22 protein-coding genes and 1 pseudogene are annotated in these 26,943 nt (G+C 50.8%); 4 read left to right on the top strand and 19 right to left on the bottom strand.

Features of this window, described 5'->3' with window-relative positions; genetic code table 11:
* Position 1 precedes the first annotated feature (1 nt).
* From IO95_RS03430 to leuO, 16 genes are all read right to left on the bottom strand, one after another.
* The gene (locus IO95_RS03430) at positions 2 to 922 is read right to left on the bottom strand and encodes a D-alanine--D-alanine ligase (protein WP_023488944.1); all 921 of its coding nucleotides are present in this window, start codon (positions 920 to 922) and stop codon (positions 2 to 4) included.
* On the bottom strand, positions 915 to 2,390 hold the full coding sequence (murC, locus tag IO95_RS03425) for a UDP-N-acetylmuramate--L-alanine ligase (RefSeq protein WP_023488945.1): 1,476 nt from the start codon (positions 2,388 to 2,390) through the stop codon (positions 915 to 917). The genes IO95_RS03430 and murC overlap by 8 nt, the downstream gene beginning before the upstream one ends.
* Positions 2,391 to 2,529: 139 nt before the next feature.
* Positions 2,530 to 3,597, bottom strand: a complete 1,068-nt coding sequence (murG, locus tag IO95_RS03420; protein ID WP_023488946.1) for an undecaprenyldiphospho-muramoylpentapeptide beta-N-acetylglucosaminyltransferase — start codon at positions 3,595 to 3,597, stop codon at positions 2,530 to 2,532.
* Positions 3,598 to 3,600: 3 nt separating this feature from the next.
* Positions 3,601 to 4,797 (bottom strand): cell division protein FtsW, encoded by a 1,197-nt coding sequence (gene ftsW / locus IO95_RS03415; protein ID WP_152554889.1) that lies wholly within the window; start codon positions 4,795 to 4,797, stop codon positions 3,601 to 3,603.
* Positions 4,798 to 4,799: 2 nt separating this feature from the next.
* The gene (gene murD, locus IO95_RS03410) at positions 4,800 to 6,119 is read right to left on the bottom strand and encodes a UDP-N-acetylmuramoyl-L-alanine--D-glutamate ligase (protein ID WP_023488948.1); all 1,320 of its coding nucleotides are present in this window, start codon (positions 6,117 to 6,119) and stop codon (positions 4,800 to 4,802) included.
* A 2-nt stretch (positions 6,120 to 6,121) separates the two neighbouring features.
* Positions 6,122 to 7,204: a phospho-N-acetylmuramoyl-pentapeptide-transferase gene (gene mraY, locus IO95_RS03405; RefSeq protein ID WP_023488949.1), complete on the bottom strand. Its 1,083-nt coding sequence runs from the start codon at positions 7,202 to 7,204 to the stop codon at positions 6,122 to 6,124.
* Complete coding sequence (gene murF / locus IO95_RS03400) at positions 7,198 to 8,559, bottom strand: UDP-N-acetylmuramoyl-tripeptide--D-alanyl-D-alanine ligase (RefSeq protein WP_023488950.1); 1,362 nt, start codon at positions 8,557 to 8,559, stop codon at positions 7,198 to 7,200. Before murF ends, mraY begins: the two co-directional genes overlap by 7 nt.
* Positions 8,556 to 10,043, bottom strand: coding sequence for a UDP-N-acetylmuramoyl-L-alanyl-D-glutamate--2,6-diaminopimelate ligase (gene murE / locus IO95_RS03395; RefSeq protein WP_023488951.1), 1,488 nt, complete (start codon positions 10,041 to 10,043; stop codon positions 8,556 to 8,558). Before murE ends, murF begins: the two co-directional genes overlap by 4 nt.
* The gene (locus IO95_RS03390) at positions 10,030 to 11,796 is read right to left on the bottom strand and encodes a peptidoglycan glycosyltransferase FtsI (protein WP_023488952.1); all 1,767 of its coding nucleotides are present in this window, start codon (positions 11,794 to 11,796) and stop codon (positions 10,030 to 10,032) included. The genes murE and IO95_RS03390 overlap by 14 nt, the downstream gene beginning before the upstream one ends.
* 33 nt (positions 11,797 to 11,829) lie before the next feature.
* Positions 11,830 to 12,150 carry a cell division protein FtsL gene (gene ftsL / locus IO95_RS03385; protein WP_023488953.1) on the bottom strand — a complete coding sequence of 107 codons (321 nt, stop codon included), beginning with the start codon at positions 12,148 to 12,150 and terminating at the stop codon, positions 11,830 to 11,832.
* The gene (gene rsmH, locus IO95_RS03380; RefSeq protein WP_023488954.1) at positions 12,147 to 13,088 is read right to left on the bottom strand and encodes a 16S rRNA (cytosine(1402)-N(4))-methyltransferase RsmH; all 942 of its coding nucleotides are present in this window, start codon (positions 13,086 to 13,088) and stop codon (positions 12,147 to 12,149) included. Before rsmH ends, ftsL begins: the two co-directional genes overlap by 4 nt.
* Positions 13,089 to 13,090: 2 nt before the next feature.
* Positions 13,091 to 13,549, bottom strand: coding sequence for a division/cell wall cluster transcriptional repressor MraZ (gene mraZ, locus IO95_RS03375; RefSeq protein WP_023488955.1), 459 nt, complete (start codon positions 13,547 to 13,549; stop codon positions 13,091 to 13,093).
* A gap of 617 nt (positions 13,550 to 14,166) precedes the next feature.
* A complete protein-coding gene (gene cra / locus IO95_RS03370) occupies positions 14,167 to 15,171 on the bottom strand; it encodes a catabolite repressor/activator (protein ID WP_023492110.1) in 1,005 nt (334 codons plus the stop codon).
* Between the two features lie 391 nt (positions 15,172 to 15,562).
* Positions 15,563 to 16,057, bottom strand: coding sequence for an acetolactate synthase small subunit (ilvN, locus tag IO95_RS03365; protein WP_023492111.1), 495 nt, complete (start codon positions 16,055 to 16,057; stop codon positions 15,563 to 15,565).
* Positions 16,057 to 17,775, bottom strand: a complete 1,719-nt coding sequence (gene ilvI, locus IO95_RS03360; RefSeq protein WP_023492113.1) for an acetolactate synthase 3 large subunit — start codon at positions 17,773 to 17,775, stop codon at positions 16,057 to 16,059. Before ilvI ends, ilvN begins: the two co-directional genes overlap by 1 nt.
* A gap of 145 nt (positions 17,776 to 17,920) precedes the next feature.
* Positions 17,921 to 18,868 (bottom strand): transcriptional regulator LeuO, encoded by a 948-nt coding sequence (gene leuO, locus IO95_RS03355; protein WP_023492114.1) that lies wholly within the window; start codon positions 18,866 to 18,868, stop codon positions 17,921 to 17,923.
* Between the two features lie 932 nt (positions 18,869 to 19,800).
* On the opposite strand from leuO, the gene leuA reads away from it, so the two are divergent.
* From leuA to leuD, 4 genes are read left to right on the top strand one after another with little or no spacing between them, the layout of a single operon-like run.
* Positions 19,801 to 21,354 (top strand): 2-isopropylmalate synthase, encoded by a 1,554-nt coding sequence (gene leuA / locus IO95_RS03350; protein ID WP_023491723.1) that lies wholly within the window; start codon positions 19,801 to 19,803, stop codon positions 21,352 to 21,354.
* Positions 21,355 to 21,377: 23 nt separating this feature from the next.
* Positions 21,378 to 22,469, top strand: a complete 1,092-nt coding sequence (gene leuB / locus IO95_RS03345) for a 3-isopropylmalate dehydrogenase (RefSeq protein WP_023491724.1) — start codon at positions 21,378 to 21,380, stop codon at positions 22,467 to 22,469.
* Between the two features lie 3 nt (positions 22,470 to 22,472).
* A complete protein-coding gene (leuC, locus tag IO95_RS03340) occupies positions 22,473 to 23,873 on the top strand; it encodes a 3-isopropylmalate dehydratase large subunit (RefSeq protein WP_023491725.1) in 1,401 nt (466 codons plus the stop codon).
* An 11-nt stretch (positions 23,874 to 23,884) separates the two neighbouring features.
* Positions 23,885 to 24,487, top strand: a complete 603-nt coding sequence (leuD, locus tag IO95_RS03335; RefSeq protein ID WP_023491727.1) for a 3-isopropylmalate dehydratase small subunit — start codon at positions 23,885 to 23,887, stop codon at positions 24,485 to 24,487.
* A gap of 171 nt (positions 24,488 to 24,658) precedes the next feature.
* Here the strand turns inward: leuD and IO95_RS03330 are convergent, their stop codons facing one another.
* From IO95_RS03330 to IO95_RS26385, 3 genes and pseudogenes are all read right to left on the bottom strand, one after another.
* Positions 24,659 to 26,131 carry a DASS family sodium-coupled anion symporter gene (locus IO95_RS03330; protein WP_023491728.1) on the bottom strand — a complete coding sequence of 491 codons (1,473 nt, stop codon included), beginning with the start codon at positions 26,129 to 26,131 and terminating at the stop codon, positions 24,659 to 24,661.
* 142 nt (positions 26,132 to 26,273) lie between these two features.
* The gene (locus tag IO95_RS26390; protein ID WP_037383846.1) at positions 26,274 to 26,795 is read right to left on the bottom strand and encodes a hypothetical protein; all 522 of its coding nucleotides are present in this window, start codon (positions 26,793 to 26,795) and stop codon (positions 26,274 to 26,276) included.
* A 14-nt stretch (positions 26,796 to 26,809) separates the two neighbouring features.
* Positions 26,810 to 26,893, bottom strand: a pseudogene (locus IO95_RS26385) (group II intron maturase-specific domain-containing protein); the annotation flags it as partial.
* Between the last annotated feature and the right edge of the window lie 50 nt (positions 26,894 to 26,943).

The following is a 26,943-nucleotide window of genomic DNA, read 5'->3' as shown; positions in this document are numbered from 1 at the left end:
TTTAGTCTGCCAACGCCAAAATCCCCGCAACCAGTTGCGAGAATGTTAAGCCAGACTGACGAGCCGCCATTGGCACCAGACTGTGGCTGGTCATGCCCGGGGAGGTATTCACCTCCAACAGGTAGAAGCTGCCATCGCTATCCTGCATAACGTCAACACGGCCCCAGCCGCGACAACCCAACCCACGATAAGCGCGTAATGCCAACTGTGCCAAATCGGCTTCCTGCTGCGCATTCAGACCACTTGGGCAAAAATATTGCGTATCATCAGCTATGTATTTCGCCTGATAATCGTAAAATATGCCTGCAGGTTGGATGCGGATAGAAGGCAAGACCTGGTCACCCAGGATCGCAACAGTATATTCCGGGCCACTCAGCCACTTCTCCACCAGAATATCATCATCATGGACAAAAGCCGCTTCCAATGCACTGTCAAGCGCGTTGGGTTCAGAGACTTTGCTCATCCCCACGCTGGAACCTTCACGGCTTGGCTTGACGATCAAGGGTAAGCCGAGTAATTCAATGGCGGCCAACAAACTCTGCCGTTCTGCGCCCTGGTATTGCTGACGATTCAATACCACATAAGGTGCCACCGGCAGCCCCATGGATTGCCACACCATTTTAGTGCGCCATTTATCCATGGTCAGTGCCGAAGCCATGACACCACTACCGGTATAAGGCAGTTGTAGAAACTCCAGCACCCCCTGCAGCGTGCCATCTTCACCACCACGACCATGTAGTGCAATAAATACCTTGGTGAAACCCTCTGCTTTCAGTTGAGTAACGGGGAAATCACGGGGGTCCACGGCATAAGCGTCAACCCCAGCTTCTTTCAACCCTGCCAGCACGGCAGCGCCTGATTGCAGTGAAACTTCACGCTCTGCGGAGGTACCACCCAACAGTACAGCAACTTTATCAGTCATGATGTTCCTCCTCTTTATTCTGTGGTACCAGCTTCAGCTCGGCCAATTTGCGCGCAATTTTACCGACATTACCGGCTCCTTGCACCAACACTAGGTCATCATCTTGTAACAATTGTGCCAACGTCGCCGGTAGAGTGTCCACATCAGACACCAGGATCGGATCGAGTTTGCCGCGATTGCGAATAGTACGGCACAAACTGCGGCTATCAGCACCAGGGATCGCCGCTTCACCCGCAGGGTAAACATCCAGCATCAGCAAAACATCAACTTGTGACAACACATTGGCAAAATCATCATACAGATCACGAGTACGCGTATAACGATGCGGTTGGAACACCATCACCAAACGCTTACTTGGCCAACCGGCACGGGCAGCCTTGATAGTGGCATCCACTTCTGTCGGGTGGTGTCCGTAATCATCCACCAGCATCGCGCTGCCTGACGACTTATTGACCGCTGCCAGTGGGAATTCCCCCAAGAAATCAAAGCGCCGACCTGTTCCCTGAAAACCCGCCAACGCACGCAGTATGGCGTCATCACTAATGCCTTCCTCTGTAGCCACGGCCACGGCGGCGGCGGCATTCAGCGCATTATGGCGGCCAGGGGCATTCAGGGTCACCGTCATTAGCGGTTTATCCTGGCGAATCAGCGTAAAATAGCCCTGCGGCCCAACCTGACGGTAGTTATCTACCCGCACATCAGCATCTTCGCTAAAACCATAAGTGGTGATATGACGCCCTACCCGAGGCAGTAACTCACGCACTACCGGGTCATCAATACACATCACTGCACGGCCATAAAACGGCAAATTATGCAGGAAGTTAATAAATGTCTGTTTCAGATTCTCGAAATTGCCCTGGTAAGTATCCATATGGTCAGCTTCGATATTGGTGACAATCGCCACCATCGGTTGCAGATGCAAGAATGACGCATCGCTCTCATCGGCTTCCGCTATCAAATAACGGCTGGATCCCAAACGTGCATGGGTACCTGCTGACTTCACCAACCCACCGTTGACAAAAGTCGGGTCAAGACCAGCTTCCGCATAAATACTGCTCACCATCGCCGTGGTGGTCGTTTTTCCGTGGGTACCGGCAATGGCAATACCATGACGATAACGCATCAACTCCGCCAGCATTTCAGCACGCTGGATCACCGGAATACGCGCCTCACGGGCGGCGACAATTTCCGGGTTATCAGCGGGAATAGCGGTGGAAACCACAACCACACTGGCATCCAACACATTTTCTGGCCGGTGATGGAAATAAATGGTCGCCCCAAGTTCACTCAATTGTTGAGTTACCGGATTAGGTGCCAAGTCGGAACCACTAATCTGGTAACCTTCATTAGCCAACACTTCGGCGATCCCCCCCATGCCAGCACCACCAATGCCAACAAAGTGAATGTGCCGAACGCGTCGCATCTCAGGCACGAAAGTACGTAGTTTCGCCAACTGTTGTGTATTCATCACTCTCTCTATTCGGGTTCTATCTGCGAACTCTATTGATACTCATTGTTATTCAAGCTACAGATGTTCTAACTGCAACTTGCCTAAACCCGGGTCTAACCTACTTCTCAACTAGCCCAGTAAAATTTTGAATAACTTATTAAGCCCCTGCCAAGCGGGCAATTTCAGCCGCCACACGCTCGGTAGCATCCGGGATGGCGACCGCACGGGCCTTTTCCGCCATTGCCAATAACCTTGGGCGGTCCCAACTTGCCAGCAGTTCAGCCACCGCATCGGCAGTAAACTGCGGCTGTTCAATAATCTTCGCCGCACCCGCCTGTTCCAGCGGGCGAGCATTCCAGTATTGCTGGCGGTCTTTATGTTGGAATGGCACAAAAATGGCGGGTAAACCAGCCGCGGCCACTTCACTTACCGTCAATGCGCCAGAACGACATAACACGACGTCGGCCCAGGCATAAGCAGCAGCCATATCATCGATAAACTCGGTCACTTTATGCCCGGTTTGCCCTACCCGTTGGTAATCCTCTAATACCATTGGTAAAGCCCCCTTACCGACCTGGTGCCAGAGCGTTATTCTATCACCCAACAGTGCCGCGACTTCAGGAACGGTCTGGTTCAATATCCGAGCCCCTTGGCTGCCACCAATGACTAGCACTCGCGTCGACCCATCCCGCCCACTCAAACGCTCTTCAGGAAGAGGCAACGCCAAAACATCAGTCCGCACCGGGTTACCAACCACTTCCGCATTGGGAAACGCACCGGGAAATGCCTGTAACACTTTCTTGGCTATCTTTGCCAGCCAGCGGTTGGTCAGGCCAGCGATACCATTTTGCTCATGCAACACCACCGGGATACCACACAACCAAGCCGCCAGGCCACCAGGGCCGGAAACGTATCCCCCCATTCCCAGCACCACATCTGGTTGATAGCTGCGCATAATCACCTTGGCCTCACCTACCGCACGCCAAATGCGTATTGGCGCCATTAATTGCGCCTTCAGCCCTTTACCGCGCAAGCCAGAGATATGGATAAAATCAATTTCGATCCCATGCTTAGGCACCAGATCCGCTTCCATTCGGTCTGCGGTACCCAACCAACGGACCTGCCAGCCCTGCGCCATCAGATGATGTGCAACTGCCAGCCCAGGGAAGACATGCCCCCCGGTACCACCTGCCATCACCATTAAACGCTTAGCTTTGCCACTCATCCGCTACCTCTTCACAAACGCCTGAGCTTTAGTCAGACGTGTTTCATAATCAATGCGTAACAACAGCACCAGTGCCGTCGACATAATCAACAGGCTTGAGCCACCATAACTGATCAGTGGTAACGTCAACCCTTTGGTGGGTAACATGCCCGCCGCTGCCCCAACGTTAACCAGTACTTGGAAACTGAACCAAACCCCGATAGCACATGCCAGAAAGCCAGAAAACCGCTGGTCAATCTGCAATGCTCTGCGGCCAATCGACATGGCACGAAAGGCGACGAAGAATACCATTAACAGGACAAGAACCACACCGATATAGCCTAGTTCCTCACCTAAAATAGAGAAGATAAAGTCGGTATGGGCTTCTGGCAGATATTCCAGTTTCTGCACCGAGTTCCCCAGACCTTGACCCCAAAGCTCACCGCGGCCAAATGCCATCAATGATTGAGTTAACTGGTAACCACTACCAAACGGGTCAGCCCATGGATTCCAGAATGAGGTCACGCGACGCATACGGTAAGGTTCAGCAATGATCAGCAACCCCACAGCAAACACGCCGGAACCGATGATCGCCAGGAACTGCCACATTTTAGCACCAGCCAAAAACAGCATCGCCAGCGTGGTGATAAACAGCACCACTACCGTACCCAGATCCGGCTGTGCCAATAGCAATACCGCCAGAACCACCATCACACTCATCGGCTTACAGAAACCCCAGAAGTTAGTACGCACTTCTTCAACTTTGCGCACCAGATAACTTGATAGGTAACAAAACAGCGACAATTTGGATAATTCCGCCGGTTGAATGCGCAATGGACCAAGTGAAATCCAACGCGATGCGCCATTGACTGAACTGCCCACCACCAACACAATGACCAACATCACCATTGAAACCAGCAGCATAACGTTGCTGTAACGCTGCCACACTTCCATGGGAATACGTAGCGTCACGATGGATAATGCAATGGCCAAACCAAGATAGAGCGCATCACGCTTGGCAAACAAAAACGGATCATCAGCCAAGCGCTGGCCAATAGGCATCGAAGCCGACGTCACCATCACAAAACCAACAACCGACAGACCCAAGGTCAGCCACAACAGGGAACGGTCATACAGCACCATGTTGGCTGAATCGTGCTCACGCGAGCCCATTACCCAGTCTTTCAGTTTGTTAGTCAGGCCAAACGTCGGTATACGCAGCCTCATCCGCCAAGCTCCCGCGCCAGGCGAGCAAACTCGTTGCCACGCACTTCAAAATTACGGAACTGATCCAGGCTGGCACAGGCCGGTGATAACAACACCATATCGCCAGGTTTCACCTGACGGGCAATGACCTGCATGGACTGCTCCATGGTTTCAGTCAATAACGCTACGTCTGGCCGCAGCATTGTCAGCTGTGCGCCATCGCGCCCAAAACAGTACAGCCGCAGATTGTCACCCTGCAGATAACGCGCCAATGACGAGAAATCCGCCGACTTACCATCCCCGCCCAGCAACAGGTGGAGCGTGCCGTCTACCTGCAAGCCATTCAGTGCCGCTTCGGTGCTGCCCACATTGGTCGCTTTTGAATCATTAATCCAGCGAACACCATGATGCTCCCACACCAGTTGGAAACGGTGTTGCAGGCCAGTAAAGGTCGTCAACGCATTCAAACTGGAGGTTCGTGGCAACTTGACGGCATCTGCCAAAGCCAGAGCAGCAAGCGCGTTGGTGTAGTTATGACGCCCCGCCAGTTTCATCTCACGGGTATTGAGAACTTTCTCGCCATTAACGCGCAGCCAGGTTTCACCCTGATAATGATTTAAATGATAATCACCCACATCAACCCCGAAACTGACACAGCGTTGGTCAGGCCCCTGAGCAGGCATAGTCAAGACATCATCCGCGTTTACAACACAAACCGCAGCATTTTCATAGACGCGCAATTTAGCATCATGATACTGCTGTAAACCATGTGGATAGCGATCCATATGGTCTTCGGTCACGTTGAGGATAGTGGCTGCAGCAGCATGTAAGCTCTTGGTGGTTTCCAGTTGGAAGCTCGACAGCTCCAACACATAAAGTTGGCAATCCTGGCGTAACAAATTAAGGGCTGGCAAGCCGATGTTACCCCCGACCCCCACGACCCAACCCGCGGCCTGGGCCATTTCGCCCACTAGGGTCGTCACGGTACTTTTGCCATTGGAGCCGGTGATCGCCACGATCGGTGCCTTGGCCTCACGGCAAAACAACTCCACATCACCGACAATTTCCACCCCGGCATCAACGGCAGCCTGCAAAGCGGGTGTTGTCAATGCGACACCTGGGCTAGCGACAATCAAATCCGCCGCCAGTAGCCATTGCAGATTTAAAGAGCCAAGATGCCGCTCCACGCTTGCCGGGAGTTTATCCACCCCGGGTGGCGAAATACGGGTATCCATCACCTGCGGTATCACGCCGCGAGTCATAAAAAAATCAACACAGGAGAGGCCAGTTAAGCCTAACCCGATAATAACGACTTTTTTACCCTGATAATCCACCATAATCAGCGCACCTTCAGCGTCGCCAGGCCAATTAGCACCAGCATCAGCGAAATAATCCAGAAACGTACAATCACGCGGGGTTCTGGCCAGCCTTTCAATTCATAGTGATGGTGAATCGGTGCCATACGAAAAATACGTTGGCCACGGAGCTTGAATGATCCCACCTGTAAGATCACCGACAATGTTTCAACTACAAACACGCCCCCCATAATCACCAGCAAAAACTCTTGCCGCAACAGCACTGCGATGGTACCCAGCGCCCCACCCAACGCTAATGAGCCCACATCCCCCATAAACACCTGCGCCGGATAGGTGTTAAACCACAGGAAACCTAAACCGGCCCCAACAATTGCGGTACAAACGATAACCAGTTCACCGGCATGACGCAGATAAGGAATATGCAGATAGCTGGCAAAATTCATGTTACCGGTAGCCCAGGCCACCAACGCAAAACCAGCAGCAACCAATACGGTTGGCATAATTGCCAAGCCATCGAGGCCATCGGTGAGGTTAACTGCGTTACTGGTGCCCACAATCACAAAATACGCCAGCAACACATACAGCAAGCCAAGCTGTGGCACGATGTCCTTAAAAAACGGTACTACCAGCTCAGTGGCTGGCGTGTCTTTCCCAATGGCATACATGGTGAACGCTACAATCAGTGCAATCACCGATTGCCAGAAGTACTTCCAACGGGCAATCAACCCTTTGGTATCCTTGCGCACCACCTTGCGATAATCATCGATAAATCCAACGATACCGTAACCCACCAAGACAAACAGAACACACCACACGTAAGGATTGGAGGGGTAAGCCCACATCAGCACAGAAATAGTGATCGAGGTCAGGATCATGATCCCCCCCATCGTCGGCGTACCGCGTTTACTAAAATGCGACTCTGGCCCATCGTTACGCACCACCTGACCAAAGGAGAGCTCCTGCAACCGTTTGATCACCCGCGGCCCCATCCATAAAGAGATAAACAGCGCAGTCAACAGGCTGACAATGGCTCTGAACGTCAGATAAGAAAAGACGTTAAAACCTGTGTGATATTTGACCAAGTACTCAGCCAACCAAACTAACATGGTGCTTTCTCCTGTAACGCGCGTACTACCTGCTCCATTGCGGCACTACGTGAACCTTTGATTAACACGGTAATTACCGCATGTGCTGACAGTAATTCCGCGACTCGCGCGATCACTGCACTCTGATCCTGATAATGCTCACCGTTACCTGCGGCAGAACTCAGTATGCTACTCAACTTGCCGACACTGATGACTTTATCGATACCCGCCAACTTAACAGCTTCACCTACCTGGCGGTGGCAAGCTTCAGCTTCAGTACCCAGCTCAGCCATATCACCCACCACCATCACACGATAACCCGGCATCTCTGCCAAAACCTGTGCTGCCGCCTTCATGGAACCGACATTGGCGTTATAGCTGTCGTCCAGCAGCAGTTTGCCTTCCGCCAACATCACGGGGAATAAACGCCCCGGCACCGCCTGAAGCTGTTTCAACCCTGCGCTCACCGCCGCCAACGGGGCACCCACTGACATCGCCAAGGCCGCTGCCGCCAACGCATTGGCCACATTATGGCGACCCGGTAATGGCAACGTAATAGCGGTTGTACCAAATGGACTGTGTAAGGTGAAATCGGTCACACCGCCTTGCACCTGAATATCGCTGGCAAAAAAATCCACCGACTCCGCTGCCTGTGGGGAAAAACGCCACACTGTCTGCCCCTGCAACTGATGTTGCCAGTGTTGCCAGTCGTTATTCTCGGCATTGATGATCGCTACACCATCGGTTGGCAAACCCGAAAAGATCTCCCCTTTCGCTTGCGCCACCCCAGCCAGTGAACCGAAGCCTTCAAGATGTGCAGCTGACAGATTATTGACCAGTGCACTCTGCGGTTGCGTCAGTGCAGTGGTATAAGCAATCTCACCAATGTGGTTTGCACCCAATTCGATCACGGCAAAATCATGCTGTGGCTGCAAACGCAATAATGTTAACGGCACACCGATATCATTGTTAAAGTTACCTGCGGTATACAGAACCTCACCGCACTGACGCAGAATGGCCGCCGTCATTTCCTTCACGGAAGTCTTACCCGATGACCCGGTCAGTGCCACCACTTTGGCTGGCACCTGCTGACGCACCCAGGCAGCCAACTGCCCCAACGCCAAACGGGTATCGTTCACCACCAGTTGCGGGACCCCCACCAATAAGCGCTTACTCACCAGCAGAGCCCCGGCCCCCGCGGTTACCGCATCGTTGGCAAAGTCATGAGCGTCGAAACGCTCCCCTTTTAATGCCACAAACAGGCAACCAGGCGTCACCTGACGAGTATCGGTTGTCACCTCAGTAATTTGACCATCGTCACCGATCAACTCGGCATCCAATACTGCCGCCAATGTCTGAAGAGTTAGCGTGATCATACCAGTAACCCCAGCAAGCGTGCGACCGTAGTACGATCGGAGTAATCCAACCGACGGTTCCCCACCAGTTGGTAATCCTCGTGGCCTTTCCCTGCCACCAATACCACATCTTGTTGTTTTGCTTGCATAATGGCACTGGTCACCGCTTCTGCACGGCCATGAATCACCTGCACACGCCCAGCATCAAGCAATCCGGCCAGAATATCGTTGATAATCGACTGCGGTTCTTCAGTACGCGGGTTATCATCGGTCACCACCACTCGATCAGCGAACTGCTCAGCAATGGCTCCCATAAGTGGGCGCTTACCTTTGTCGCGATCTCCCCCACAACCAAACACGCACCACAGTTGCCCCTGGCAGTGCAAGCGAGCAGCCTGTAAGGCTTTTTCCAGTGCATCAGGGGTGTGGGCATAATCCACCACTACCGTTCCTTTGCCTGGCGCATTAAACACTTCCATACGGCCACAAACCGGTTGCAATTGATCGGCCGACTTAACCAACTCATCAAGGGGATAGTCCAGCGACAGCAGCGTCGCCAAGGCCAGAATCAGGTTGCTCACATTGAATGCCCCCATCAGGCGGCTTTCTATCTTTCCATCACCCCAACTTGAGCTGAAATGGAGGGTGGCACCATTGTCGTGGTAATTTACCAGGGTAGTTTTCAGCCAACGACGAGCGTTGCCTGATGGCAGTTGATCTTCCATGGTAACAGCCACTGCATTTGGCAGTTTTTCCAGCCAGCGTTGCCCCACGGGATCATCAGCATTGATAATCATCTGCCCCACTTGATGCTCTGCGAACAGTGACCATTTAGCGGCTTCGTAACTGGCCATATCGCCATGGTAATCCAGGTGATCACGGCTCAAATTAGTAAATACGGCGGCAGCAAAGGGCAGCGCAGCCACACGGTGCTGCACCAAACCATGAGAAGAAACCTCCATCGCCGCCAAGGTAGCACCTTGTTCCACCAGGTCGCTCAGTACATGCTGTACATCAACCGCTGAACCGGTGGTATTTTCAGTGGGGCAAACCTGGCCCAACAAACCATTCCCCACCGTTCCCATAACCGCAGCGGTTTCACCCAACAACTGACTCCATTGGGCCAGCAATTGAGTGGTGGTGGTTTTGCCGTTAGTGCCAGTGACACCAATTAAACGCAGACGCTCGGCGGGTTGATGGTAAAAACGCCCAGCCAGCGCCGACAGGCGTTGGTTGAGTTGGCTCAGATAAATCACCGGTACGCCATGGATTTGGCAAAGGGTACCATCTTCAGCCTGGCCCTCTGCCTCGGCAATAATGGCGGCAACACCTTGCGCGATAGCTTGCGGAATATAACTGCGACCATCCGTTTGATGACCGACAACAGCAACAAACAGATCCCCGGCAGCGGCTATACGGCTGTCGAGTATCATCTCTTTAAGCTGGCACGCCGGTGCTTCTGGCACCCACGGCGCGAGCAAATCGCGCAAATTACGTTCTGCCACCTGGACCCTCTTTTTTATTGTTAATAACCAGTTCGCTTTTATCACCGGCAGGCAGAGCATCAGGCTGAATATTCATGATCCGTAACACTCCCCCCATGATGGCTCCAAACACCGGTGCAGAAATTGCACCACCATAATAACTCCCACCCTGCGGGTCATTGATGACCACCACCAGCGCAAAACGAGGTTGACTTGCCGGTGCCACACCGGCGGTATAGGCGATATATCTGTCCACATATTTGCCATCCGGCCCAACCTTCTTGGCGGTACCCGTCTTGATGGCAATACGATAGCCTTTGATGGCAGCCCTTGTCCCACCACCACCGGGTAACGCCACACTTTCCATCATGTGCATCACGGAACGCACTGTAGACTCAGGAAAAACTCGCTCACCAGCAACAGGAGGGTCAACTCTGGTGATCGACAGTGGACGATAAATGCCCAGACTGCCGATCGTGGCATAGACTCGCGCTAACTGTAACGGTGTTACCATTAGCCCGTAGCCGAAAGAGAAGGTGGCCCTCTCTATGTCAGACCACCGTTGTTTTTTTGGGTATAAGCCACTGCTTTCTCCGACCAGCCCCAAGTTGGTCGTTTTTCCCAAACCAAAACGTGAGTAAGTATCTACTAACGCTGAGGAGGGCATCGCTAACGCCAGTTTTGAAACACCAACGTTACTCGACTTCTGTAAGATCCCGGTCAACGTCAATTCCGAATAGCGGGCCACATCTTTAATTTCATGGCCACTGATGCGATAAGGAATGGTATCGAGCACGCTGTTTTCTTTCACTACGCCATGCTGCAATGCCGTCATTACCACCATCGGTTTCACGGTAGAACCAGGCTCAAAAATATCGGTTATCGCACGGTTACGCATGGTATCTTTCGGCGTACCGGCCATATTGTTCGGGTTATAGGAAGGGCTATTGGCCATCGCCAGCACTTCACCGGTGTTAACATCCACCAATACCGCAGTACCTGACTCTGCCTTGTTGAAGGCGACGGCATTATCCAGCTCACGGTAAACCAGCGCCTGCAAACGCTCATCAATACTTAATGCCAAGTTGTGCGCTGCTTGGCTATCAACAGAATCGATATCCTCAATAACACGCCCATAGCGGTCTTTACGTACAGTACGTTCACCAGGTTGCCCGGTCAGCCAGCGATCGAAGCTCTTCTCAACCCCTTCTATGCCAGCACCATCGATGTTGGTGACGCCGATGATATGTGCGGTGACTTGTCCTGCCGGGTAATAACGGCGTGACTCTTGGCGCAGATAGATACCAGGCAGTTTCAACTTGTGAATATAGTCACCAATAGCCGGATCAACCTGACGCGCCAGATAGACAAAACGCCCATTAGGGTTGGCATTAATCCGTTTGGCGAGTTGGTCCAGTGGGATTTTTAACGTATCGGAAAGCGCCTTCCACCGCGAATCCAGCGTGATACCACCACGCTCGTTAAGCTCCTTGGGGTCGGCCCAGATAGCATTCACCGGTACGCTGACGGCCAGTGGGCGACCAGAGCGATCACTGATCATACCACGTGCTGTTGGAACCTCTTGCACGCGCAGAGAACGCATATCGCCTTGTTTCACCAGTTGTTCGGGGTTGATCACTTGCAAATAAGTCATACGCAACACCAACCCCACCAGCGCGAACAAGATACAACTGCATAGCAACGCAAAACGCCAGTTAACAAAACTGGCCTGCTCTTCCTGGCGTTTCAATTTACCGGGGCTTACAGCTTTCATGCGTTACCTTTTACTCCAATTCAGCCAAACCATTCACGGTTTAACAATGATATTTTCCTGCGATGGATCAACATGTTGCATCTGCAGTTTTTCAGTGGCGATCCGCTCAACACGACTATGATCACCCAGTGCATTCTCTTCCAAAATCAGATTGCGCCACTCAATATCCAGCGCATCTTTCTCCAGCACCAGTTGCTCACGCTCAGCTGTCAGTAAACGGGTACGGTGCGCGGTAGTGACCACAAACATGGCTGAAACCATTACTGCAACTAATAAAATCAGCGGGATCTTGGCATTACGCAGTAAATCACCGCCAATTACACCTGCCAAGCTGTGACGCTCATTGCCAATCACGCCGGCAACCTCTCAGCAACTCGCAGCACCGAGCTACGCGCTCGAGGGTTTTCCGCCACTTCCATTTCAGAGGGCATCATTTTGCCCAACGTTTTCAGCGTGCGCCCGCCCATCTCACGTAACTGTGCTTCCGTCAGCGGAATACCTGCTGGCACTTGCGCACCACGACTATGGTGACGCATAAAACGTTTGATGATGCGGTCTTCCAAAGAATGAAAACTTATGACGGATAAACGACCTTGTGGTGCCAGCACCGCCAGCGCCCCATTCAGCGCCCGTTCAATCTCTTCCAACTCACTGTTGATGTAGATACGGATGGCTTGGAAACTACGTGTAGCTGGGTGTTTATGCTTTTCACGAATCGGGCTGGCATTAGCGATCAGATCGGCCAATTGTTTGGTACGCGTCATGGGTTCTTGGCGATTTCTCTCCACAATGGCGCGAGCAATACGCTTGGCAAAACGCTCTTCACCAAAGGTTTTCAACACCCAGGCGATATCATCAGCCTCGGCCCTCATTAACCACTCAGCAGCAGATTGAACGCTGGAAGGGTCCATACGCATATCCAACGGGCCATCACGCATAAAGGAGAACCCACGCTCGGCATCATCTAATTGTGGCGAAGAGACCCCCAAGTCGAGCAGCACACCATCAATTTTGCCCACCAGATCCCGTGTTTGCACATAACTCAATAAATCGGAAAACGGGCCATGTATGATAGTAAAACGGTTATCTTCAATAAGTTGGGCCGCTGCAATCGCCTGTGGATCGCGATCAATCGCCAACAGTTGCCCCTCTGGCCCCAATTGGGACAGAATCAGACGGGAATGACCGCCACGGCCAAAAGTACCGTCGATGTATATGCCGTTACTGCGAATATTGAGACCATTCACGGCCTCATCCAACAGTACGGTTTTATGTTCATAACTTGCTAACATGCTTATAGTGACAAGTCCTGTAGCCGCTCAGACAATGGTTCCTGACCGAACTGTTCAGCGTCGATATCATCCTTGACTTGTTGATACCAGGTCTGTTCATCCCACAGTTCAAACTTGTTGAACTGCCCAACCAGCATCACTTCTTTGGTGAGCCCGGCATGTTGGCGCAGCGTACTGGCTAACAACAACCGACCGGCATTATCCATCTGACACTCACTGGCATGCCCCAAAAGTAAGCGCTGGACGCGACGCTCTGCGGGATTCATGCTCGAAAGACGGGACAATTTTTGCTCAATAATTTCCCACTGGGATAGTGGATAAAGCAGCAGACAGGGCTGATGGAGGTCGATGGTGCAAACCATTTGACCTTGCGACTCCTCATTCAGTAAATCCCGATAACGGGTTGGTACGGCAAGCCGACCTTTACTGTCGAGGTTAACCATCGTTGCCCCACGGAACATACCCGATCTACCCCCCTACGACCCTTTTCACCACTTTACACCACAATTTCCCACATAAGTGAGTTTACGGAGGGTATGAAAACCTTGTCAAGCCAGAGCAGTAGCGGTTTGGCAATATTTCTATCTTCATTCTGGGGGCTGGTTCACGGAAGGAACATTATTTGTTGAAGGTACGTAAATTAACACCATGATTAAATAGAGAAATTTTAAAATCGCAAAAAAACGACGAAAAAAAATACAATCTAGTCATTAAATAACTCATGACCTTCTTCTGTAATCCTGGTCTGATTTTCACCATCACTGGATAAATCCGTCCCACTCTGGTGATCCATCACCTGGCAAATTACAGGGTTCTAGCGGTTACAATCATCAGGTTTAACAATTCGTTAGGAATTCGCTTCGTCGCGAAGCCGCATAAACTTGCAAGCCGCTAAATGAGATAAATCCCAGTGGAAAACAATTAGTTACAATTAAGGGCAAATTATCTTACTTATTTTTTGGAAATCACCCCATTTGCCCTATCAACCCTGAGCAAATTCTCGCTGCTGTCTTACAAGAATCTGCCAAGTCGCCCCCCGCTGCTTAGGTGACGACGAAACTATGCTACTCCGATTGATTTACTTACGGCTCAGGCTACCACGCCGGAACAAATTACGACGGATACTCGTCATACCTGGCTTGGGTTTACGGGGCTCATCAAGACTGGCCAACACCAGTTCCAATACCCGCTCAGCCACCTCGCGATGCCGCTGAGCAACAGCAAGCACGGGGCACTCCAAGAAATCCAGCAATTCATGATCGCCAAAGGTGGCAATAGCCAACTCTGTCGGCAAACGCCCGTACTGTTTCAAGGTCACATCCATGACCCCCTGCAACAAAGAGAACGAGGTGGTAAACAACGCCTGTGGCATCGGATGCGTTTTCAACCACTCTGCAAACAGTGCCCCAGAGGCTTCGCGTTCATAACTGTTGGCATAGAGATAGTCCACCTGGCGTTCATCATCCTGCCAAGCTTGGCGAAAACCTTGCTCACGCAGGAAACTGACCGAAAGCTCAGGTAACGCCCCCAGATAAAGCACCGATTTGGCAGGAAAGGCTCGTAATTCTTGCGCCAAGGCAAAAGCATCTTCCTGATCAGCCCCCACCACGCTGATAAAATGTTCTCTGTCCAAGGCGCGATCCAACGCGATAATCGGAAAAGGATCATTAGCCCAGCGTTGATAAAAAGGGTGCTCCGGCGGTAATGCCGTAGAAACGATAACCGCATCCACCTGACGTTGCAGCAGGTGCTCAATACAACGCATCTCATTTTCGGGTTGATCTTCTGAACAGGCGATCAACAATTGATAACCACGTTGACGCGCCTGCCGTTCGAGATAATTAGCAATACGGGTATAACTGGTATTTTCAAGGTCGGGTATCACCAAACCGATTGAACGGGTTCTACCCGCGCGCAACCCAGCCGCAACCGCATTGGGGTGATAATTATGCTCCCTGACCACAGCCATCACTTTCTCGACGGTTTTATCGCTGACGCGATACTGCTTCGCCTTGCCATTGATGACATAACTGGCCGTAGTGCGCGAAACACCGGCGAGCCGCGCGATTTCATCCAGTTTCACGTTAACCCCTTTAATAGCGCTGCAAATAGAACTGAAAATTGTGGAATTGTCTTTCCCTATGACTTCCTGATTGCAATCTACAAACGGTGATTTGTAACAGGCAGGATAAATAATCCCCTAAATTACAGTGGTTATTCAAACCACACTTTGCGATCTAACAGCAGAAAACTCCCGCTCGCAACTGCTTTTGCAGCAAGGCACCAACAAATAGGGAAAAAACCAATAAAAACAGGGGATGGCAAGCCACCCCCTGAAATAGAATTTGCCCAGTCTCACTCAAAGCGACAATCTCTTAGGCTGCGCCGACAATGCGCCGTGAGCACCGCTTGTGACCAACGAGGTAACTCAGCCTAACTGCAACTTGAATCAGCCTGGGATTTGTTGAGCCGTGTTAGCGCATAATCTTGTCACCACGGGAGACACCAACAATCCCCGAACGCGCCACTTCAACAATTTCCGCTACATCGCGCACTGCGTTGAGAAATGCATCCAGCTTTTCGCTCGTACCGGCCAGTTGTACCGTGTAAAGCGCCGCAGTCACATCAACGATCTGACCACGGAAGATATCAGTACTACGTTTAACCTCTTCCCGTCCATAACCGTTGGCTTGCAGTTTCACCAGCATGATTTCACGTTCAACATGAGACCCAGGAAGAAGTTCAGTAACACGCAGCACATCCACCAGTTTGTGTAGTTGCTTCTCGATCTGTTCCAGGACTTTTTCATCCCCAACCGTCTGGATCGTCATACGTGACAATGTCGGATCATCGGTAGGTGCAACCGTCAAACTTTCGATATTATAGCCACGTTGGGAGAACAGCCCGACCACTCGGGACAAGGCACCAGATTCGTTTTCCAGTAATACAGATAAGATACGGCGCTTCATCAGGTTCTCTCCGTTTTGCTTAACCACATGTCATCCATGCTTCCACCGCGAATCTGCATTGGATAAACATGTTCCGTTTCATCGACGGTGATATCGACAAACACCAGACGCTGTTTCTCAGCTAATGCCTGTGCCAACTTGCTTTCCAGTTCATCCGGCGTTTGGATGGCAATACCGACATGACCGTAAGCCTCCGCCAGCTTGACAAAATCAGGCAGTGAATCCATGTAAGATTGTGAATGACGTCCAGAATAGATCATGTCCTGCCACTGCTTGACCATACCGAGATAACGGTTATTCAAGTTAACCACCACCACCGGCAAATTGTATTGCAACGCGGTGGAAAGCTCTTGAATGTTCATCTGAATACTGCCGTCGCCAGTCACACACACTACCGTTTCGTCGGGTAGCGCCAGTTTCACACCAAGTGCTGCTGGCAGGCCAAAGCCCATGGTTCCCAGGCCACCGGAATTAATCCAACGGCGAGGTTTATCGAACTGATAATAGAGCGCGGCAAACATCTGATGTTGCCCCACATCTGAAGTCACATAGGCTTCACCTTTGGTCAGGCGGTATAGCGTTTCAATCACTGCTTGAGGTTTGATGGTGCCACTGTTTTTGTCATAACTCAGGCAATCTTGCGCTCGCCACTGCTCAATGGTTTTCCACCAGTCACACAGCGCATCAACGTCTTGCCCTTTACCATCTTGCGGCAACAGATCCAACATTTGTGTCAGTACCTGCTTGGCATCTCCGACGATCGGAATATCGGCATCTACGGTCTTTGAAATGGAAGTCGGATCGATATCAATATGTAACACGGTGGCATTCGGACAATAGGTGGCCAGATTGTTGGTAGTTCGATCATCAAAACGCACCCCGACGGCGAAAATCACGTCTGAATGGTGCATGGCATTATTTGCCTCATAGGTGCCGTGCATGCCCAGCATACCCACGCTTTGACGATGTGCCCCCGGGAATGCCCCTAATCCCATCAAGGTACAGGTCACCGGTAAGTTCAGTGTTTCTGCCAGTTGCAGCAGCTCTTCATGACAGGCTGAATTAATTGCCCCGCCACCCACGTACATAATCGGTTTTTTAGCCGCCAGAATAGTCTGTAATGCCCGCTTTATCTGCCCTCGGTGACCTTGTACCGTCGGGTTATAAGAACGCATGCTGATATCTTGCGGGTAGGAATAAGGCATTTTAACGACGGGAGAGACAACATCCTTGGGTAGGTCGACAACCACTGGCCCTGGACGCCCAGTAGCCGCCAGATAGAACGCTTTTTTCAATACCGTAGGGATATCTTCGGCACGCTTGACCAGGAAACTGTGTTTCACTATCGGGCGGGAGATCCCCACCATGTCGCACTCCTGAAAAGCATCATAACCAATCAGTGAAGTGGGAACCTGGCCGGAAAGGACCACCAGCGGAATGGAGTCCATATAAGCGGTGGCAATCCCGGTAATCGCGTTGGTGGCACCGGGGCCAGAGGTGACCAGCACCACCCCTACTTTGCCCGTTGCGCGCGCATAGCCGTCAGCCATGTGCACCGCCCCCTGCTCATGCCGCACCAGAATATGGTCAATCCCACCAACCGTATGCAAGGCGTCATAGATATCGAGCACCGTCCCGCCCGGATAGCCGAATATATGCTGAACGCCCTGATCAATTAATGATCGGACTACCATCTCAGCTCCTGACAACATTTCCATGGGTTTGCCTCCAGGCTTACAGAGCTTATCTGACGCTAAAACATAGCGCCCGTTACGGGGAATTACCCCAAAATATTATATATCCCCGTCACCATTCAAGCGGCTAGGGTTGTCGGCCGCAATCTACATAAGCCTGAATACTTAATTAACACAATAAACCGGATTGACCAAGCACAGACCTCATCCATTGGTGGCCCTTATCACGCTCGGCAGACTCATGCCAAGAAAGATAACAGGTCACACTGTTTTTTTCCCAAGGTAATGCCAGCAATTTTAAGTTCAGCTCTTTGGCATGTTGCTCAGCAAACCAACGTGGGGTAATGGCTACCATTTCGGTCATTGCCACGATATTCAGTACACTGAACAGATCGGTACATTGCTGGGTAATGCTTCTTTGTAAAGCAGTATCAAGATAGTAGGGTTTACTGAAAGAGCAAAAGCGATCCATAGAGATGACTGCATGCTGCTCAGCGAGCATTTCCTCTTGCGTCACACTGCCCGCCAAGCGCGAGTGTGATTCAGCCGCTACCAGAGTGAGCTCATCGTCAAATAACGCGATACTTTTCAGTTCCGCATGCCCAAAATGGGTATAAGCGATCACAAACTCCGTTTCCTGATAACGTAATTGATGTTCGATATTATGGTTCAGATAAGACTGTGTCTGCAGTTGCACGCTCGGAGCCATTTCTTTGATACTATTAATTATTTTTGCAGTTAATCGAATATCCAATGGGCTGCAGATCGAGAGTTTGAAATGACGCTGACTGCTCAAAGCATCGAACCCAGCGCCAGGCAATTCATTCTGCACCAGTTGCAACGCCTGGCGCACTGGGCCGAAGAGTTGATATGCACGTCTGGTGGGTTTTATGCCACGACCAAAGCGCACAAAGAGCTCATCATTGAACATCACCTTCAAGCGTGCCACTGCGTTACTCACCGCTGGTTGTGACATCCCTAATGAATTTGCCGCCCGTGTAATATTTTGCATTTGCATGACTGCATCAAAAACCGTCAGTAAATTAAGATCAACACCGCGCAAATTAATATCACTGGTCTTTTTTAATAAAATATCTTCTGAATTATTTTCGGACATTTCTAACCCCACTAAGTCCCATGCAGGTAATTATCAACATCTGACAGGAATAATATACTCAAGGTAACACCTAATCATTCCAACGCCATATGCTTGTTATACTTCAATTTGCCTGTACATTAGCGACATTCGAATCTACCACCGGTAAATTCATCACCCTAGGCACTCAGCTATCATGCTCTTGGACTTATAAAACCTCACCCTGATGCTCTCCATAGGTTAGCGCCAGCGCGGTTAAAATCGGCATTTGCTCGATCTTAACGACACTTAACGCCTTCCTATTAGTTCGAATTATTTAGTCTATATAGATATAAATAACTGATATAAAAAGCCAACTGATTGATGCTATCGATATAATTACTTGCGAAATTATACACATCGATCAGACTTACTCTATTTTTTGCTAATAGGAATTTAAACGCTGCCGCATTGATAATCAATCAAATAGCACAACATTCGTGTCATTTATGCTAAAAAAATCGCAATTTTAATTTTATTCCCATACCAAAATTGATGTAAATAGCAAACTGGCGACAAAAAATTAATAAATCACTCCGCTCCCTTGTTCAATCATCTCCTGATGAAATAGTGTAAAACTCGCTTTTTCATAGCTTAAAAAAACGCCACCTCAAAAGCATCAGCGAGATGAGTGAAGACCATATTCCACTTTTTACTCGCTTTTTTTCAATCATAAGTTGACATCGTACAGTCAATAAAGTATCAAATTAGGCAACGAAATATTTTTGAGAAGCTGACTGCTATGATCCGTTTTCACCGTCTACTAAGCCTACTACTAAACGCATTTTCTTTGCGCGGTATGCTGGTGGACGAGGTTCAAAGCTAACTCAGTCCAACCACTGTAGAAACCCGCGCTAATGCGCGGGTTTTTTTTTACCCGCTTAGCGTGAAAAAACACGACAAGGAACCAGCAGATGAGCCAACAAGTCATTATTTTCGATACCACATTGCGTGATGGAGAACAGGCACTGCAAGCCAGCCTGAGCGTTAAGGAAAAGATCCAGATCGCCATGGCGCTGGAGCGAATGGGGGTTGATGTGATGGAGGTCGGTTTTCCGGTCTCCTCACCAGGGGATTTTGAATCAGTACAAACCATCGCCCGCCAGATTAAAAATAGCCGGGTTTGCGGCTTGGCTCGTTGTGTCGATAAAGATATTGATGTCGCCGCTGAAGCATTACGCGTTGCCGAGGCATTTCGTATTCATGTGTTCCTGGCCACGTCTACCCTTCATATTGAATCAAAATTAAAACGTTCCTTCGATGAAGTGCTGGATATGGCCATTCGTTCGGTCAAACGAGCGCGCAACTATACCGATGATGTTGAATTCTCTTGTGAAGATGCGGGCCGTACCCCCATTGACAATTTGTGTCGCGTGGTAGAAGCCGCCATCAACGCCGGGGCGACGACTATCAACATTCCCGATACGGTCGGTTACACAACCCCCAATCAGTTTGGTGGCATTATCACTACCTTGTATGATCGCGTACCCAATATTGATAAGGCTATTATTTCTGTCCATTGTCACGATGACCTGGGCATGGCAGTAGGCAACTCTATTGCTGCAGTGCAAGCTGGGGCCCGTCAGGTTGAAGGGACCTTGAACGGCATTGGCGAGCGCGCCGGCAACTGTTCATTGGAAGAAGTGATCATGGCGATCAAAGTGCGCTCTGACCTCATGAAGGTGCACACCAACATCAACCACCAGGAAATTTACCGTACCAGCCAGTTAGTCAGTCAGTTATGTAATATGCCGATCCCGGCTAACAAGGCGATTGTGGGTGCCAACGCTTTTGCACACTCTTCAGGCATTCACCAAGATGGTGTCCTGAAGAACCGTGAAAATTACGAAATCATGACACCGCAAACCATCGGTCTGAAAGATGTGCAGTTAAATTTGACTTCACGTTCAGGCCGGGCGGCGGTAAAACACCGTATGGAAGAGATGGGCTATAAGGAGCAAGATTACGATCTGGACGATCTGTACAGCGCATTTTTGCAATTGGCCGACAAAAAAGGCCAGGTGTTTGATTACGATCTGGAAGCCTTGGCCTTCATCAATAAACAACAGGAAGAGCCAGAGCATTTCCGTCTGGAATATTTCAGTGTGCAGTCTGGCAGCAGCATAATGGCTACCGCATCAGTCAAAATGATGTGCGGCGATGAAGAGATAGCAGAAGCCGCGACGGGTAACGGCCCAGTGGATGCCGTCTACCAAGCGATTCACCGCATTACTGAATACCCGATTGAACTGGTAAAATATCAGCTCACCGCTAAGGGGCAGGGGCGAGATGCATTGGGGCAGGTTGATATCGTGGTCTCTTATCAAGGTCGCCGCTTCCATGGCGTCGGCTTGGCGACAGACATTGTGGAGTCCTCAGCCAAAGCAATGATGCACGCATTAAATAGTATCTGGCGCTCACAGCAGGTCGAAAAAGAGAAACAGCGTCTGCTGCAAACTAAACAGTAAAATAATCAGGAAACCATGTGAACATGACAAAGACTTACCATATTGCCGTCTTGCCCGGAGATGGCATCGGCCCAGAAGTAATGGTTCAGGCACATAAGGTGCTGGACGCAGTTCGCGAACGTTTTGGCATCCGCATTACCACTGACGAATATGATGTTGGTGGCGCGGCTATCGATCACCATGGCACTCCCCTGCCCGCGGCGACCTTGAGCGGCTGCGAGCAAGCTGATGCGATTCTGTTCGGTTCCGTCGGTGGCCCCAAGTGGGAACATCTGCCACCCGCAGAGCAACCTGAACGGGGTGCGCTGCTACCGCTGCGTAAACACTTTAAACTGTTCAGTAACCTGCGCCCTGCGCGGCTGTACCAAGGTTTGGAGGAGTTCTGCCCGCTCCGCGCCGATATTTCTGCACGTGGCTTCGATATTCTGTGCGTTCGTGAACTGACCGGGGGTATCTACTTTGGCCAGCCGAAAGGACGTGAAGGGCAAGGGATGCACGAGCGTGCGTTTGATACCGAGGTGTATCACCGCTTTGAGATAGAGCGTATCGCCCATATCGCCTTTGAAGCTGCCCGTAAGCGCCGCAGTAAAGTGACGTCCATTGATAAAGCCAACGTACTGCAAAGTTCGATTCTGTGGCGTGAAGTGGTCACCCAAGTGGCAAAGGATTATCCCGATGTCTCGCTGTCGCATATGTATATCGACAACGCCACCATGCAGTTAGTGAAAGATCCTTCGCAGTTTGATGTGTTGCTCTGTTCCAACCTGTTCGGCGATATCCTGTCGGATGAGTGCGCCATGATCACCGGTTCAATGGGCATGTTGCCTTCTGCCAGCCTCAACGAGCAAGGTTTTGGCCTATTTGAACCCGCTGGGGGGTCTGCTCCTGACATCGCAGGTAAAAATATTGCCAACCCAATAGCACAAATTCTGTCTGCGGCCCTGTTGCTGCGTTACAGCCTGGGTGCAGATGAAGCGGCAGATGCGATTGAGCGCGCGATCAATCAGGCATTGGAACAGGGTTACCGAACTGCCGATTTGGCTGGTGCAGGTAAAGCAGTAGGGACAAATGAAATGGGCGATATCATTGCTCGTTTAGTGGCTCAAGGGGCATAAATCATGACCAAAACCTTATATCAAAAATTATACGACGCTCATGTCGTCCATGAAGCGCCAAACGAAACCCCGTTGCTCTATATCGACCGCCATCTGGTGCATGAAGTCACCTCTCCGCAGGCATTCGATGGCCTGCGCGCCATGGGGCGTAAAGTGCGTCAGCCAGGCAAAACCTTTGCCACCATGGATCATAACGTTTCAACCCAGACCAAAGATATCAATGCCAGTGGTGAAATGGCGCGTATTCAGATGCAAGAGTTGATGAAGAACTGCGCAGAATTCGGTATTTCACTGTATGACCTGAACCACCCTTTCCAAGGGATCGTGCATGTAATCGGCCCTGAGCAGGGGATGACGCTGCCAGGGATGACCATCGTCTGTGGCGACTCCCATACGGCAACCCACGGAGCCTTTGGTGCATTAGCCTTTGGTATCGGCACCTCTGAAGTTGAACACGTACTGGCTTCTCAGACCTTGAAACAGGGCCGAGCCAAGGCGATGAAAATTGAAGTAACTGGCGACGCCGCGCCAGGCATTACGGCCAAAGATATAGTCCTGGCGGTCATCGGCAAAATTGGCAGTGCCGGTGGCACAGGCCATGTTGTCGAGTTCTGTGGTAAAGCCATCGAAAGCTTAAGCATGGAAGGCCGTATGACGCTGTGTAATATGGCAATAGAAATGGGGGCCAAGGCAGGTTTGGTTGCACCAGACGACACCACGTTCGATTACCTCGAAGGGCGTCAATTCTCCCCAACAGGTGAAAACTGGGAGCAGGCAGTGGCCTATTGGCGCGCGCTGAAATCTGACGCGGATGCCAAGTTTGATACCGTGGTGACCTTGCGTGCAGAAGAGATCGCCCCCCAAGTCACCTGGGGAACCAACCCAGGCCAGGTCATTGCCATCGATCAGGTGATCCCTGCCCCTGAGTCATTCAGTGACCCGGTTGAACGTGCTTCTGCCGAGAAAGCACTGGCTTATATGGATCTGAAAGCCGGCATAAAATTGACCGAGGTGCCAATCGACAAAGTATTCATCGGCTCCTGTACCAATTCACGTATTGAAGATCTGCGTGCCGCTGCCGCTATTGCCAAAGGGCGCAAAGTCGCCGCTGGTGTGCAAGCCATTGTGGTACCCGGCTCTGGCCCAGTAAAAGCGCAGGCCGAAAAAGAAGGTCTGGACAAGATCTTTATCGAAGCCGGTTTTGAATGGCGTTTACCTGGTTGCTCTATGTGCCTGGCGATGAACAATGACCGCCTGAATTCAGGTGAACGTTGTGCCTCTACCAGCAACCGTAACTTCGAAGGGCGTCAGGGCCGTGGTGGACGTACCCATCTGGTCAGCCCGGCAATGGCGGCTGCCGCTGCTGTTAGCGGCCATTTTGCCGATATTCGTGAATTGCACTAAGGAGCACCATCATGGCTAAATTTACTCAACATACTGGCTTGGTGGTCCCTCTGGATGCAGCCAATGTCGATACCGATGCCATTATCCCGAAACAGTTTCTGCAAAAAGTCACGCGTACTGGCTTTGGTCAACACCTGTTCAACGACTGGCGCTTTCTGGATGATGCCGGTCAGCAACCCAACCCGGAGTTTGTCCTGAACCAACCCCGCTATAAGGGAGCCAGCATCCTGTTAGCGCGTGAAAACTTCGGTTGTGGCTCATCCCGCGAACATGCGCCATGGGCTTTGGCCGATTACGGTTTCAAAGTAGTGATCGCGCCGAGTTTCGCGGATATCTTTTACGGTAATGCCTTCAACAGCCAACTGTTACCCGTCAGGTTGAGTGAGCAAGATGTCGACACCTTATTCAAACTGGTGGCCGAGCAAGAGGGTTGCGAGTTTGTCGTCGATCTGGAAAACCAGACAGTGACAGCAGGAGGTAAAAGTTACCCGTTTGAGATCGACAGCTTCCGTCGTCATTGTATGATTAACGGTTTGGACAGTATCGGATTAACGTTACAGCACGAAGCGGATATCGCGCGCTTTGAAGCTCAGCGCCCGGCATTTCTGAACTGAGTACGACTATACTCAAGTTCAATGAAGTTGCAGGTAGGCGGCGACACAGCGAATCCCCAGGAGCTTGGCCTACCAAGTGACTGGGGTGAGTGAGGAAAGCCAACACCGCTGCAGCTTTATTGACGACGGGGATAGATCACCCGCCTTAATGGCGGGTGAACATTAACCTGCTTACCAGTAACCCAACCACTTCCACCAAAAACCGCCGATCACCATCCAGATCAGCAAGTTAACGACGCTCATCACAAAGCCCGTTTTCCACCATTCCCCCAGAGTGGTATAACCAGACCCAAAGATAATCGGTGCGGTGCCTGTCCCGTAGTGGGTTAATGACATCATCAGTGAAGAAGAAAAAGCCAAGATCAACCCCAGCAGTGCTGGCGGAGCGCCAAGGGCGATACCTGCGGCAAAGAAAGCGGCAAACATGGCGGTAACGTGGGCAGTGGTACTGGCAAAAAAGTAATGTGAATAGAGATAAACCAGCGTGAGTAAAATGGTGCCACCAATCCAACTCATCCCCAGATGCCCAATGCCCGCCCCCACCGTTTGTGAAAGCCAAGCGATTAACCCGAGTTTACCGAGATAAGTCGCCATCATCACCAACGCAGCAAACCAGACCACGGTATCCCAGGCCCCTTTGTTTTTGAGCACATCGTCCCAACTCAGCACCCCGGTTATCAGCAAGATAGATAAGCCAACGGCTGCTGTCGTTGTGGGGTTAACTGCCCAAGTTGCGCCAAAAATCATGGCTGGGACACCGGCCCATAGCAGCAACAATAAGAGAAATACACCCAAGGTGATCTTTTCTGATAGCGTTATCGCCCCTAGTTCCCGGAGTTTATCCTGCGCAAAACCAGGTGCATCAGGGGTTTTTGTAATTTCCGGCGGATATAGCATATAAATCACTAACGGCATCACCACCAGCGAACAGATAGCGGGTAACAAGGCGGCTACCGCCCACATGGTCCAAGTAAGCTCGAATTGCGAACCTGCTCCTTTGGCGATTAAATTAACAATCAATGGATTAGGTGCTGTGGCGGTAATAAACATCGCTGAGGTGATCGGGTTAGCATTGTAGTTCACCAACGCCAAATAACGACCAATCTTGCCAGACGTCTGTAATTCTGGCTTAGAGCCAAAACTGTCGGCAATGGACCTCATGATAGGGTGGATAATCCCACCACCACGCGCCGTATTACTGGGGGTTACCGGAGCGAGTACGGTTTCTGCCAAGGTTAGAGCATAAGCGATCCCCAGCGTTTTTTTGCCAAACAGAGAAATAAAATAATAACCTATACGCGCCCCTAAGCCCGTCTTACTGAGGCTCAGAGAGATCATCATCGAGAAGCCAATTAACCAGATAAGTTGATTGGAAAAACCACTCAGCGCATCATCCAATGCCGCCCCGGGTTTATCGGGGTTAGTCACCCCAGTCAGCGCCACCAACGCAATAGCAATGATCGAAACCGCACCAATGGGCATCGCCTTACCAATAATGGCAATGATGGTACCAATAAATAACGCCAACAGATGCCAAGCATTAGGAGTAACCCCTTCAGGTACCGGGATCACAAACCAGATAAGTAGAGGAACAATAACGGCGAAGAGAGAAGGTACAATCTTTAGGGGTGTCAGTTTATCCATAACATATCCATTTTTTATCCTCGCCGTGCTTCAAACTGCTGGAGTATTAACTACCGGCAACTTAAATTAGCTGGAATATAGGTTGATTAACATCTTATGAACAAGATGGTAAATTGCGTATAACTCGTGCGCTACATCACTCTTATTCTAGGGCGTTAAGCGACTGTTTCTCAATAAAATACATGAAGTAACAGTGGCGTGACACATCCCCCGTCACACTTCCTGTACTTTTCATCCCCCCTATTTTCTCCCATACCCTAGCCAGCTCAACAATACTTATGCAGCGAATCATCTTTGGCGTTGGAAAAATCAGAGAGTTACATTCTAAAACGGAAGAAAAAGAGAATACGACTTGAATGGCGGCGGCTTGAATACAATCGAGTAGGAGGCGGGATCGCTCCCGCCGTCCTCTCACACCACCGTACGTACGGTTCCGTATACGGCGGTTCATTGTTAACACGGGAACTGCCGCTGTAAATCCAGTAATGAGAATAATCCCGCATCTATGAACCACTTCTTCCGGAAGGCTTGGTTCATGTGACTTGCCCCTGCGTTCCACCACGGACCGCGTTGGTTCGTCGCCGATAACCAGGCTCTTTTCTCCAGTAGTCCATTTCTCATCAACATTCTCGCTCGGGCATACGGCCTTTTCTTGTTCCGCCATATCAGGCACCGCAATTTTCTCCGTATCCAGCTATCCAACTCTTCCAGGCAACCTTTAACTTCGGTTAAACGGAAGTAGCTTGTCCAACCTCGTAGCACCGGGTTCAGTTCCCTCAGCACCGTCTTCAGCGATTGCGAGCCATTTCCCG

The sequence above is a fragment of the Serratia sp. DD3 genome (genome assembly GCF_000496755.2).
Note: the sequence above shows the minus strand (reverse complement) of the source record. Positions and strands in the feature narration are given on the sequence as shown.

Coding starts and splice junctions, on each gene's coding strand:
- leuD (WP_023491727.1), top strand. CDS start 23,885: ATGGCTAAATTTACTCAACATACTGGCTTGGTGGTCCCTCTGGATGCA.
- murD (WP_023488948.1), bottom strand. CDS start 6,119: ATGGTGGATTATCAGGGTAAAAAAGTCGTTATTATCGGGTTAGGCTTA.
- mraZ (WP_023488955.1), bottom strand. CDS start 13,549: ATGTTCCGTGGGGCAACGATGGTTAACCTCGACAGTAAAGGTCGGCTT.
- rsmH (WP_023488954.1), bottom strand. CDS start 13,088: ATGTTAGCAAGTTATGAACATAAAACCGTACTGTTGGATGAGGCCGTG.
- leuA (WP_023491723.1), top strand. CDS start 19,801: ATGAGCCAACAAGTCATTATTTTCGATACCACATTGCGTGATGGAGAA.
- leuO (WP_023492114.1), bottom strand. CDS start 18,868: ATGTCCGAAAATAATTCAGAAGATATTTTATTAAAAAAGACCAGTGAT.
- murG (WP_023488946.1), bottom strand. CDS start 3,597: ATGAGTGGCAAAGCTAAGCGTTTAATGGTGATGGCAGGTGGTACCGGG.
- IO95_RS26390 (WP_037383846.1), bottom strand. CDS start 26,795: ATGGCGGAACAAGAAAAGGCCGTATGCCCGAGCGAGAATGTTGATGAG.
- IO95_RS03390 (WP_023488952.1), bottom strand. CDS start 11,796: ATGAAAGCTGTAAGCCCCGGTAAATTGAAACGCCAGGAAGAGCAGGCC.
- ilvN (WP_023492111.1), bottom strand. CDS start 16,057: ATGAAGCGCCGTATCTTATCTGTATTACTGGAAAACGAATCTGGTGCC.
- IO95_RS03330 (WP_023491728.1), bottom strand. CDS start 26,131: ATGGATAAACTGACACCCCTAAAGATTGTACCTTCTCTCTTCGCCGTT.
- murF (WP_023488950.1), bottom strand. CDS start 8,559: ATGATCACGCTAACTCTTCAGACATTGGCGGCAGTATTGGATGCCGAG.
- IO95_RS03430 (WP_023488944.1), bottom strand. CDS start 922: ATGACTGATAAAGTTGCTGTACTGTTGGGTGGTACCTCCGCAGAGCGT.
- leuC (WP_023491725.1), top strand. CDS start 22,473: ATGACCAAAACCTTATATCAAAAATTATACGACGCTCATGTCGTCCAT.
- murC (WP_023488945.1), bottom strand. CDS start 2,390: ATGAATACACAACAGTTGGCGAAACTACGTACTTTCGTGCCTGAGATG.
- leuB (WP_023491724.1), top strand. CDS start 21,378: ATGACAAAGACTTACCATATTGCCGTCTTGCCCGGAGATGGCATCGGC.
- mraY (WP_023488949.1), bottom strand. CDS start 7,204: ATGTTAGTTTGGTTGGCTGAGTACTTGGTCAAATATCACACAGGTTTT.
- ilvI (WP_023492113.1), bottom strand. CDS start 17,775: ATGGAAATGTTGTCAGGAGCTGAGATGGTAGTCCGATCATTAATTGAT.